Here is an 11,575-nt window from a genome sequence, read left to right as displayed (position 1 = left end):
AAAAGGCGAACCCATTTATTCACACTAGTACGACTGACTTGCAGGTCTTTCGCTATTTGAGTGCGGGATTTTCCTCGCTTAAAGTGCTCAAGAGCCAGTAATCGCATTTTCATTTGAATGGTTTTTTGTTGGCTCACAAGTTTTTTGAAATCAGTATTATCAAGGCTATCCATAGCAATATCCCGTAAGATGGCGACGCCCTAATTAGATCATATTTTTTCTCCAATTGGTATGAACCCGCTAAAGTTCACCACTTGTGACAACTGTAACTTTTAAAATTTCACCATAATTCGAGTGAATATATTGGAGGGAATATCTATTTAATCAGTTTCTTTCCTCCCCAAAAAGTATCGCTATTTCTATTTATTCAAGTATGGGTTGTCTTGATTCTTTGCATATGTAGGAGTAACATTTCAATGAGCTGAGATTCTAATCTAGCTCAGGTGATGGATTTCCACCTTTAACCGCTCAATTAATGAGATAATGATTCCTACTATAACGTATACCCCAATTAGATGACTCTGATTGACACGGGAAAGATCCGTCTATAGTAGGTCGATTGTTATTTCACTCTCCCTCTAAGATTGACTATCCTTTTGATTCACTATTATTAAAAGATAAATAATATGTCACACCCACTTAGTCGAAATCCTCAAAATTTATATCAAGTATTACGCTGGTCACTCCTCGTTCTTCCTGTTGCTTTGCTTGTCGGTTCATTCAATGCCTTTTTTTTATGGTTGTTAAGTGAGGCGACGCTCGCACGAATTGATAACCCCTGGTTGATTTATTTACTGCCTATTTCAGGCTTAGCTATCGTTTATAGCTACCGAAACTGGGGAAAGAACTCCGCTGGAGGTAATAACCTTATCATGGATGAGATTCATCAAGCTGGTGAAGGCGTACCGGTTAGAATGGGACCACTTGTCCTATTTACTACTGTTATTACGCATCTCTTTGGTGGCTCTGCAGGCCGTGAAGGGACGGCTGTTCAAATCGGTGGAGCAACGACTGATTGGTTATCTAAAGTATTTAAGCTGTCTGAACAAGATAGAAAAATGATGCTTACAGCGGGTGTCGCTGCTGGTTTTGCATCAATTTTTGGAACTCCGTTTACAGGAGCGATTTTTGCTCTAGAAGTTCTATTTATTGGGCGAATTAAATTCAATGCGATAATACCAGCGTTACTAGCGGCAATATTAGCGAATGTTGTGGCATCCGCTTGGGGAGCTCACCATACTCATTACTTGATTAGCTTTGATCAAGTGAGCACACTCTTTGGTCATAATATCGATATTGATATCGTGCTTATGGGCAAAGTTATCATTGCATCTGTTGGGTTTGGATTGGCAGGATACTTATTTGGAGAGTTGACTCACGGGTTGAAAGATTTGTTCAATGCGGTGTTAAAGAACCCTTACCTTATCGTTGTTGTCGGTGGGGTCATTGTCATTATTCTAGCGCAGTTGTTGGGGAACTATGACTATATTGGTATTGGTGTCTATCCTAGTCGCGAAGGTGGTGTCAGTATTACCTCTGCTTTCTCAGCAGGAGGGGCTGAGTGGTATAGCTGGATAGTTAAATTATTACTTACAGCAATCACACTCGCTGCGGGTTATAAAGGTGGGGAAGTTACTCCGCTGTTCTTTGTTGGAGCTACATTAGGTAACTTTCTTGCGTGGGTCATGGGAGCGCCTGTGGACCTGTTCGCTGCTTTGGGCTTCTTAGCTGTTTTTGCGGCTGCGACGAATACTCCTTTAGCCTGCACAATTATGGGTGTTGAGCTGTTTGGTGGTGAGTATCTGCCTTATTTTGCCCTTGCATGCTATACAGCATATTATTTTAGTGGCCATACTGGTATCTATTCATCACAGCGTGTCGCCGTTTCAAAGACATTAAAACACGGTAGAGATCATGATGGGTCGAATAAAATTGGTTCATATCGTGAGCATAAATCGTCTCACTTAAAACGTCTGAGTAAGACGTTAGCGAATCGAAAAAAATAGTTTCACGTGGAACACATCACATTTTCTAGTGACACTAGCTGTTGTGGTGTGTTCTTCATTTCAATTAGCCCATGGATTCCCTATACTCCGACTGCTCAATATTTAATTAAAGATATTGAATGGAACTTGTCGGAGTGCTTAGTACTTACACATAAAGTACGAGCTGAGACCGCAATGCGGGATCCGTGGAACCTGATTAGGTTAATACCTACGAAGGGAACAAGAGAAAACCTAACCTTAGGTTGAGAGTTGTATTGCATCCTTCTTATATTTCTAAATATATTGATAATCTGCAATATGAGCCTTGAAACTATGGCCTCTTGCTACACAATCCGACAAGCAATTATCCCAGTTATTACGAGGAATTTGCTATGTCGTCAAGTCGAAAAACATCGCGTCTTAATGTGAAATCAAACATTGCTTCACTATCTGTTCAGCCATATCCCAACTCAAAAAAAACATACATCAACGGATCGCGTCCAGACATCCGTGTACCTATGCGAGAAATATCTCTTGCGGACAGCCTCATTGGAGGTTCGAAGGAGTCTCCGCTGTATGCATCGAACGAGCCTATACAAGTTTATGACACGTCAGGTTCATACACTGACTCAAGCCATAATGTGAATGTCTATTCTGGTCTACCTAAGATAAGAGATGCGTGGCTAGAAGAGCGTGCTGATACTGAGCTCTTAGAAGGTGTTAGTTCAGTCTACTCGAAAGGGCGACTAGAAGATGAAACACTGAATGATCTGAGATATGGGAACTTGCCAAGTATACGCCGTGCCGCAGCAAACCAGTGTGTGACACAATTGCATTACGCACGTAAAGGCATTATCACCCCAGAGATGGAATTCATTGCGATTCGAGAAAACATGGGCCGACAGAAATTCTCTGATGGCCAGTTAAATCACCAACATGCAGGGCACAGCTTTGGTGCTAACTTACCCAAAGAAATTACACCTGAATTTGTGCGTAAAGAGGTTGCTGAAGGTCGAGCGATTATTCCTTCAAATATCAACCACCCAGAATCCGAGCCAATGATCATTGGTCGAAACTTTCTTGTTAAGGTAAACGCCAATATAGGTAACTCATCAGTGAGTTCATCGATAGAAGAAGAGGTTGAAAAACTGATTTGGGCAACTCGATGGGGAGCTGATACTGTCATGGATCTCTCCACTGGTCGAAACATTCATGAGACACGTGAATGGGTACTAAGAAACAGCCCTGTACCTATTGGCACCGTGCCAATGTACCAAGCGCTAGAAAAAGTGAATGGCATTGCTGAAAACCTTAATTGGGAGGTGATGCGCGATACATTAATTGAGCAAGCTGAACAGGGCGTTGATTACTTCACCATCCACGCTGGCTTGCTTCTTCGTTATGTGCCTATGACCGCTAAACGTGTTACAGGCATTGTTTCGCGCGGTGGTTCAATCATCGCTAAGTGGTGTTTAGCGCATCATCAGGAGAGTTTCCTCTATACTCATTTTCGTGAAATTTGCGAGATTTGCGCCAAGTACGATGTCGCTCTTTCTCTCGGAGATGGTTTACGACCGGGTTCTATTGCCGATGCAAATGATGAAGCACAGTTCTCAGAATTAAAAACATTAGGTGAGTTAACTAAAGTTGCATGGGAATACGATGTACAAGTGATTATTGAAGGCCCCGGGCACATTCCAATGCACATGATTAAAGAGAATATGGATGTGCAATTGGAGCACTGTCATGAAGCGCCATTCTATACATTGGGGCCACTGACTACCGACATTGCACCAGGCTATGATCACATCACCTCAGGAATTGGTGCTGCAATGATTGGTTGGTATGGCTGTGCAATGCTCTGTTATGTCACCCCGAAGGAGCATCTTGGTCTACCAAATAAAGAAGATGTCAAAACAGGGATGATTACTTACAAGCTTGCCGCTCATGCTGCCGATCTTGCTAAGGGGCATCCTGGGGCTCAAATTCGTGATAACGCGTTATCGAAAGCTCGATTCGAATTTCGCTGGGAAGATCAGTTTAACCTATCACTCGATCCTGAAACCGCACGAGCATTTCATGATGAAACCTTACCCCAAGAGTCGGGAAAAGTAGCGCATTTCTGTTCAATGTGCGGCCCTAAATTTTGCTCGATGAAGATATCTCAAGAAGTCCGAGAATATGCGAAAGACACCAAGCAGGTAGCGGCAGATCAAGCAATTGACATCAAGATGCTAAATGATCCTTTAGAAGGCATGCGTCAAAAATCACACGAGTTTCTATCTTCAGGTTCTGAGTTGTATCACCCTATATCTTCTGCTCAACCTAAACCAAGTAAGAACGTGATTGTGGAGGAGGAGTGAGCATGAAATTGCAAATTCCTGCTCAGCACGTTGAGTTAAAAGGGAAGGTGCAGCGATGTTTGCTGATAGCTGAACAGCATGGGTTTAGCATTGGGGATATCGAGTTGGGTGTTAGCCAAACTCGTGCCTTCCGACTTTTATCCGATGATATGAATGTTGAATTTGCTCTAACCAGTGCCTTGAAGTCTGTAGAAAGAGTAACTCATATACTCAAATTTGTGTTGGATTACGACTCGCAACCATCGTTGTTTGACGCAACGAATCTTCTCGTCGAAAAGCCATCTGTCATCTTTATTGGTAGTTTTCACGAAAATCAGGCTGTTGATATTTGGCGATGTGGCGACGAAATTCGCAGTCAAACCGCTTCTGATAAACAAAAAGACTTACGTGATGAAGGTAAAGGAACTCATTCTACTTTGGAAAGTCACCTTGCTTGGTTGATTACATCGTTATGTTTAGGCTTTCCAATTGAAGACGCGCTTGTTCTGGCGAGAGCGAGTATCTCCGTAAAAGCAGATTCAGATATTTATGATGTTTCACGTGAAACATGGCCAGTCGATTTTAGTACCTTTCCTGTACCTGCTCTGATGCCGAGTAAGCTCAATGCTGAACCGAAACCATCACAAGCTGATACATTGCACCAGTCTCAACCTATCTCACCTGTAGCCTTTAAGGCATTGAGGAAAGATAGCTTAGGTTTGTACCCGGTCGTGAGCAATGCCGAATGGATTGAAAAGTTACTATTACTTGGTATTAAAACCATTCAACTCAGAGTTAAAGACCCATCAACGGCCGATTTAGAAGAGCAGATCGTTCAAGCTATTCGACTCGGAGAAAAATATCAGGCTCAGGTATTCATCAATGACTATTGGGAGCTGGCGATCAAGCATGGCGCTTTTGGTGTGCACTTAGGACAAGAGGACATCGAAACTGCCGACTTACAGAAGATTGCCACAAGCGGAATGTGTTTAGGCGTTTCCACGCACGGGTATCATGAATTGCTCCGAATTAGCCAACTGTCACCAAGTTACATTGCGCTAGGGCATATTTTCCCAACCACGACGAAACAAATGCCATCTAAACCTCAAGGCCTTACGAGGTTGAAACTGTATCAAGGTTTGATTAATCAGATGAATGACAACTCTCAGAAGTCCGGTATACCGACAGTAGCGATTGGTGGTATTGATTTATCGACCGCAAACATGGTCTGGTCGTGTGGGGTTTCAAGCCTAGCGGTGGTTCGAGCGATAACCCTATCAACGAATCCAAGGGAAACCATTGCAGACTTCAACAATATTATGAATGCGAACCATGAGCGTACAGAGGAGGTTTTATGCTAAGTCCTTCTCTTACTGACCAACAATTTTTACGCTATCAGCGACAGATATCACTGTCTGAGATACAAGAAATAGGGCAATCAAAATTAAATAAAGCGTCAGTACTTATTGTGGGATGTGGTGGCTTGGGTTCTGCTTCAGCCCTTTATCTCTCAGCTTCTGGGGTAGGACAACTCGTCATCGCAGATAGTGATGCGGTCGAGAGTTCTAATTTACAACGGCAAGTCATTTATCAAGAGAAGGATATTGGCAGTCAGAAAGTCATCGCGATGAAGCGCCAACTATCGGCATTGAACTCTGATACTAATGTTCGGAGTGTGGATGCTCTTCTTAATGGTCAGCAATTGGATATAGAAGTGATGATGGCGGATATCGTCGTCGATTGCAGTGATAATATAGAAACTAGACAGGCAATAAACCTGGCTTGTTATCAGCATAAAACGCCACTGGTATCAGGTTCTGCGATTGGTTGGAAAGGGCAGTTAACAACATTTAGCTATCAAAAAGGTACCCCTTGCTATCACTGCTTGTTTCCATATCAGAACCTCCCTCAAGCCAGTCGCTGCAATGAACTGGGGATTATGGGGCCAGTGGTTGGCGTCATAGGCAACCTTCAAGCACTGCAAGTCATCAAGTTGCTTACTCAGCCTTGCCGAATCAATTCCGGAGAAATACACCTGTTTGATGGACAGGAGCTGAGCTGGGAAACATTAACGTTCAGCCAAGACTCCGATTGCTCTGTTTGCCAAGTGACAACTCAGTCAGTTCAACAACATCATATAAAGGAATAATAAGTTGATGATCAATCTAACACTCAATAATAGGCCAATCACTATTGAGTCATGCCAGACACTTGCTTGGCTGCTTAATGATCTAGGTTTGAAGACGGAAGGCTGCGCGGTTGCTGTGAATGAGAGCATTATTGCAAAGTCACAATGGCAGCATTTCACATTTAATGACGGTGATTCAATCTCGCTGTTTCAAGCTATTGCTGGAGGTTAATAATGCTTACGATTGCAGGAAAAAAATTTCGTTCTCGTCTTTTTACCGGAACTGGAAAATTCGCAAGTAATGAATTGATGACGCAAGCGATACTCCAATCTGAATCTGAGTTGGCAACTATGGCGCTTAAAAGAGTCGATATTAATGACCAGTCAGACAATATTCTCCAGCCATTAGCGAAGTCTGGAATTAACCTTCTCCCCAACACTTCGGGGGCAAAAACCGCGCGAGATGCCGTTTATGCTGCTCATCTTGCAAGAGAGGCTCTGGGTACAAACTGGTTAAAGTTGGAGATACACCCAGATCCGAAATATCTAATGCCAGATCCTATTGAAACATTGAAGGCCGCAGAGCAACTCGTTGATGATGGGTTTATTGTATTGCCTTACTGTCATGCCGATCCTGTATTGTGTAAGCGGCTTGAAGAGGTAGGTTGTGCAGCTGTCATGCCGTTAGGATCGCCAATAGGGTCGAATAAAGGGATCGCATCGAAGGATTTTCTGGAGATTATTATCGATCAAGCAAACGTACCTGTCGTGGTAGACGCTGGCATAGGCGCTCCATCTCATGCCGCGCTGGCGATGGAAATGGGTGCGGATGCAGTTCTTGTGAATACCGCCATTGCTTCCTCTCCAAATCCTATCCAGATGGCAATCGCATTTAAGCTGGCAGTAGAGTCAGGTCGTTTGGCTTATGAATCAGGTCTGGCAGGAGTTGTGAAGCAAGCTGTTGGGTCAAGTCCATTAACCTCGTTTCTAGATTCAGTTTAGGGGCGATGATGAGCTTTGTAGATGAATTTAAAAAACTGAAGTGGGATGACGTCAGACTGTCTATTTATGCTAAGACCGCTGCGGATGTTGAGCTGGCCTTGAGTAAACCGAAATGTACATTAGAGGACTTTAAAGCCTTAATCTCTCCTGCTGCGGAACCTTACTTAGAGCAGATGGCACAACGGTCACAGGCTATGACTCGGCAGAGATTTGGTAATACTGTCTCCTTCTATATACCTCTTTACCTGTCAAACTTATGTGCGAATGCATGTACTTATTGTGGGTTCTCCATGGAGAATCGAATAAAGCGTAAAACACTCGATAGCAAAGAGATAGCTGAAGAAGTTGAAGCGATTAAGCAGATGAATTTCGATAGTGTCCTGTTAGTGACGGGAGAGCATGAATCGAAAGTTGGGATGAGTTATTTTCGTAAAACATTTCCTGAGATTAAAGAGCGATTTAGCTATGTGGCAATGGAAGTTCAACCGCTAGAGTTACAACAATATGTTGAGCTCAAATCTCTGGGCTTAGATGCGGTCATGGTATACCAAGAAACATATCACCCTAGCACCTACTCACAACACCATCTTCGAGGAAACAAAACTGACTTTCAGTTTAGGCTTGAAACGCCAGATCGGCTTGCAAAGGCTGGCATAGATAAAGTGGGTATTGGTGCATTGATTGGTTTGGAAGAGTGGAGAACTGACTGTTTCTTTACTGCTGCTCATTTAGAGTATCTGGAGAGAAAATACTGGAAGACTCGTTACTCGATTTCATTTCCTCGATTAAGGCCATGTGAAGGCGCATTGCAACCAAAGTCTGTGATGACAGATAAACAGCTTGTTCAATTAATATGTGCGTATCGAATACTGAACCCTGAAGTGGAGCTTTCTCTATCGACTCGGGAATCCGCAGTGTTTAGAGATAATGTTATCCCTCTGGGTATTACCAGTATTTCAGCCGCGTCAAAAACACAGCCAGGAGGTTATGCGAACCCGGCAGTGGAGTTGGAGCAATTTTCTATCAGTGATGAACGCAGTGCCGAAGAGGTTGCAAAATCAGTGCGGTCTATTGGGCTTGAACCGGTTTGGAAGGATTGGGATAAAGCTTATTCAGGCTAATGAAACGTTCACTTCACTAATCTTCATTCTCCAAAAGGTTTCACGTGAAACATAAGAGCCCCAAACGATTACTCATTTGGGGCTCTTTAGATATTGGTATGAGTGGTTAACCGTTGTTATGGCTTAATGGTGCCGTCGCTTGTTTTAGCCACTCTTTCACATCACCTTCAACCAGAGGGCTCACTTCATCCCATACTGTTTGATGGTACTGGTTAAGCCATGCCAGTTCAGGACGAGTCAACATATCGACATTAATGTTTCGTTTGTCGATTGGACAGCGAGTTAAAGACTCAAATGCAAGAACAGAGAAGTCACCTTGTGTTTCAACTTCCTGCACTAACTCTAGGTTTTCAATTCGAATCCCAAACTCTTCAGCTCGGTAGTAGCCAGGTTCGTTAGAAAGTACCATGCCTTTCATTAACGCGACTGGAATCATTTTTTTAGAAATACTTTGTGGGCCTTCGTGCACACTTAAGAAGTGTCCAACACCGTGACCGGTACCGTGATCATAATCGAATCCATTCGCCCATAAGTGTTGACGAGCTAATACATCAAGGTGACAACCAAATGTCCCTTTAGGGAAGCGAGCTCGAGCGATACCAATATGGCCCTTTAGTACTAAAGTAAACTGTTGAATCATTTCAGCAGTAGGTTGGCCAATCGCAATAGTACGTGTGATATCCGTTGTACCATCTAAGTACTGGCCACCTGAATCAACCAAGTACAAGGTATTCATTTCTAGTTGACCTGGTTCAGGTTGATTCTCATGATTGTAATGACACATTGCCGCGTTGCCGCCAGCTGCTGAAATCGTATCGAAACTTAAATCCATTAATGTTGGGTCTTGTTGGCGGAAGCTTTGAACTTTATCTGCTAGTTCAGCTTCGTCATGCAGTTTGCCTGCTGCTACTTCAGCGTCAATCCAAGATAGGAATTTTGCCATCGCCGCACCATCACGAATGTGACAAGCTTTCATTCCCGCAATCTCAACATCATTTTTTTGTGCTTTCGGTAGCAGGCATGGGTCGGCAGCTTCAATGATAATGGCATCGGCATTTTGCAGAGCAAGGGTAAACCAAGCATTACTGGTCGCAGGATCCACGCAGACATGTTTGCCTTTTAAACCATCAAGGCAATGCTTAAGGTTATCTGGGTGGTGGACACGAACATCAGAACCAACATGTTCGATGAACTCACTGACAACGCGTGCAGGGTCTAAAAAGAAATCTACACTCGCGTCGCGGTGAATAATGGCATGTGAGAGCAAGACTGGTAGTCGAGAAACATCAAGACCACGAATATTCAAAAGCCAGCAGATCGAATCAAGCTCGGTTAGAACGGCAGCATCCGCTTGGTTGCTTTTAATAACGGCAGCAATCTCTTTGCGTTTAGATTCACAAGATTGGCCCACTTTATCGGTTGGCATTAAACGCATCTCAGATACAACAGGTTGCGGTCTGTCTTTCCATGCTAACTCTATCGGATTCTCATCAATGGCCGATAGAGAGTAATTCGAACCTAATTGAGATTGTGCTGATTTCATCCAAGCAGCGGTATGCATTCGAGGATCAAATGCAATGCGGCTTCCATGAGGAAGGCTGTCCGTAATCCAGTTTAGAGCTGGTTCATCAATCAAGTGACGATATTCAAATAATTCAGCGGGTACTTGCTTACGAACTTGAACGGTGTAACGACCATCGACAAAAATAGCGGATTTTTCTTTGGTGATAACCGCCGCGCCAGCAGATCCTGTAAAGCCTGTTAGCCAATGAAGTCGTTCATTATGAGCGGGTACGTATTCACCTAAATACTCATCTTCGTGAGGAACGATAATTGCGTCGAAGTCATTGGCAATCAGCCATCCACGAATGGCACCCACTCGTTCAGAAATCATGTTTTGCATTTCTCTTTATCCTTATTGGTAGGAGTCCCTTACTCTCGCTCCTGTCATGCAAGCGCATTTGGACTATTAGGACAATAAGCTATCGCTTTTACTCTCTGGCTGCAATTGCTCAGCATGATATTTATCTAAGATGTAAGGTTTTATCTTTGATTATATTTCGTAGCCAGTTTAATGCAGGGTCATTCTCTCTGTCTCTATGCCAAAATAGAGTGTATGCCATAGGAGGGAATTCCATCGGTAGAGGCAGAACCACTAGATCCATCTGTTTGGCTATCCAATCGTTGAAATGACTCGGTGCGGTGAAAATAAAGTCAGTATAAGTACATAAGCTCGCGGCACTATTAAAGTCGGGAACCGTGATGGCAATATCGCGCTCTTTGCCAATATCGGCTAAGCGATAGTCAAGAAGCCAACGATCGTTACCATCGCATCGAACTTGTACATGACGAAGGGATAGGTAGCTCGCCATGTTCCAGGGTTGCTGAAGTATTGGATGATCTCGACGAACAATGCATTTTTGTTCATCACGATAGATCTCCTGCTCACAAATATTGCTTGGAGGCAGCATGGTGAGCTTGGCATCATTGATATCGATATCCTTACCCGTGATACCAAAATCCAATTCACCAATTTGCAGCTTACTGAAAGTATCTTCTGCCCATGAATGGGTGCTGATGTTGATGTTCGGTGCTTGCTTGAAAATGGCGGGCAAGAAATGGGGAAGTATCAGCGGATAGACACTTTCCACTGCCGCAATATGAAATCGATATTCACTGGTTGCGGGCTCGAAACTTTCCGGTTGAGTGATGAGCTCCAGTTGGTTTATCAATATGTCGAGCTTAGGCTTCAAGAATAATGATTTTGGTGTTGGCCTTAATCCGTGCGCATGTCGAATGAAAAGAGGGTCATCAAATTGCTCTCTTAGCTTTGCCAGTGATTTACTGACCGCGGATTGGCTTAAACATAAACGGTGGGCCGATCTCGTTACACTGAGCTCCTCAATAAGGACATTGAGACAAACCAACAAGTTGAGATCAATTCGCGCCAACTTTCCTAGATCCATAATCAAATTTCCATTTTGGAATAATACGCAT

Annotated in this window: 10 protein-coding genes and 2 riboswitches; of the genes, 7 read left to right on the top strand and 3 right to left on the bottom strand. The window is 43.4% G+C overall.

All coding sequences use genetic code 11. The features are described from left to right. Positions 1 to 107, bottom strand: a 107-nt coding sequence (locus F0249_RS20280; protein ID WP_253825349.1) for a helix-turn-helix domain-containing protein, incomplete at its 3' end; no start/stop codon positions are given. A 326-nt stretch (positions 108 to 433) separates the two neighbouring features. After that, positions 434 to 500: riboswitch (Fluoride riboswitch) on the top strand. Between the two features lie 126 nt (positions 501 to 626). On the opposite strand from F0249_RS20280, the gene F0249_RS18975 reads away from it, so the two are divergent. The 7 genes from F0249_RS18975 (at position 627) to thiH (ending at position 8,578) form a co-directional block, all read left to right on the top strand. Further along, on the top strand, positions 627 to 2,006 hold the full coding sequence (locus tag F0249_RS18975; RefSeq protein ID WP_113797025.1) for a voltage-gated chloride channel family protein: 1,380 nt from the start codon (positions 627 to 629) through the stop codon (positions 2,004 to 2,006). A 120-nt stretch (positions 2,007 to 2,126) separates the two neighbouring features. Then, a riboswitch (TPP riboswitch) is annotated at positions 2,127 to 2,242 on the top strand. A 135-nt stretch (positions 2,243 to 2,377) separates the two neighbouring features. Continuing rightward, positions 2,378 to 4,348: a phosphomethylpyrimidine synthase ThiC gene (gene thiC, locus F0249_RS18970; protein ID WP_171757491.1), complete on the top strand. Its 1,971-nt coding sequence runs from the start codon at positions 2,378 to 2,380 to the stop codon at positions 4,346 to 4,348. Between the two features lie 2 nt (positions 4,349 to 4,350). After that, a complete protein-coding gene (locus F0249_RS18965; RefSeq protein ID WP_216599664.1) occupies positions 4,351 to 5,688 on the top strand; it encodes a thiamine phosphate synthase in 1,338 nt (445 codons plus the stop codon). After that, entirely contained in the window at positions 5,682 to 6,476 is a 795-nt protein-coding gene (locus tag F0249_RS18960) for a HesA/MoeB/ThiF family protein (protein WP_171757489.1), read from the top strand. Before F0249_RS18965 ends, F0249_RS18960 begins: the two co-directional genes overlap by 7 nt. A 7-nt stretch (positions 6,477 to 6,483) precedes the next feature. Continuing rightward, entirely contained in the window at positions 6,484 to 6,687 is a 204-nt protein-coding gene (gene thiS, locus F0249_RS18955; protein ID WP_171757488.1) for a sulfur carrier protein ThiS, read from the top strand. A 2-nt stretch (positions 6,688 to 6,689) separates the two neighbouring features. Beyond that, positions 6,690 to 7,457, top strand: a complete 768-nt coding sequence (locus tag F0249_RS18950) for a thiazole synthase (protein ID WP_171757487.1) — start codon at positions 6,690 to 6,692, stop codon at positions 7,455 to 7,457. 8 nt (positions 7,458 to 7,465) lie between these two features. Continuing rightward, positions 7,466 to 8,578, top strand: coding sequence for a 2-iminoacetate synthase ThiH (thiH, locus tag F0249_RS18945; RefSeq protein ID WP_171757494.1), 1,113 nt, complete (start codon positions 7,466 to 7,468; stop codon positions 8,576 to 8,578). 106 nt (positions 8,579 to 8,684) lie between these two features. On the opposite strand, the gene F0249_RS18940 is transcribed toward thiH, so the two are convergent. Further along, complete coding sequence (locus F0249_RS18940) at positions 8,685 to 10,481, bottom strand: aminopeptidase P family protein (protein ID WP_171757486.1); 1,797 nt, start codon at positions 10,479 to 10,481, stop codon at positions 8,685 to 8,687. 121 nt (positions 10,482 to 10,602) lie between these two features. Next, positions 10,603 to 11,544 carry a LysR family transcriptional regulator gene (locus F0249_RS18935; protein ID WP_113797011.1) on the bottom strand — a complete coding sequence of 314 codons (942 nt, stop codon included), beginning with the start codon at positions 11,542 to 11,544 and terminating at the stop codon, positions 10,603 to 10,605. Positions 11,545 to 11,575 lie beyond the last annotated feature (31 nt).

Origin of the sequence: Vibrio sp. 03-59-1 (assembly GCF_013114135.1) — a bacterium.
GTDB classification, from domain to species: Bacteria; Pseudomonadota; Gammaproteobacteria; order Enterobacterales; family Vibrionaceae; genus Vibrio; species Vibrio cortegadensis.
The sequence above is the reverse complement of the archived record's forward strand: the minus strand, read 5'-3'. Positions and strand labels throughout refer to the sequence as shown.